We start from the raw sequence: 251 nt of genomic DNA, 5'->3' as shown, positions 1-251 counted from the left end.
CTGTCGCGAAAGAAGTTCGTGTGTGCGATGCAGGACACGCAACGCCTGTTGCGTCAGCGACTTGATCGGAGCTGTGCGAACTGCCGGTCGCGTCACTGCTTCGCAGATGGCCGCGGCGTATTGCGCGTCGTTCTTTTGACGCGCGACATAGGGCTTCACGTACGACGCAGGGATCATCCGGGCGTCATGGCCAAGAGCGCGAAGCTCGCGTGCCCAGTGATGCGACGAGGCGCATGCCTCCATTCCGACAA

At 61.8% G+C, this 251-nt stretch carries 1 pseudogene; it reads right to left on the bottom strand.

Going from position 1 to position 251, the window contains the following annotated elements:
* A pseudogene (locus MRBLMR1_RS08640) lies at positions 1 to 251 on the bottom strand (IS110 family transposase); the annotation flags it as partial.

The sequence above is a fragment of the Neorhizobium sp. LMR1-1-1.1 genome (assembly GCF_040675795.1).
Classification (GTDB): Bacteria; Pseudomonadota; Alphaproteobacteria; order Rhizobiales; family Rhizobiaceae; genus Neorhizobium; species Neorhizobium cellulosilyticum.
Note: the sequence above shows the minus strand (reverse complement) of the source record. Positions and strands in the feature narration are given on the sequence as shown.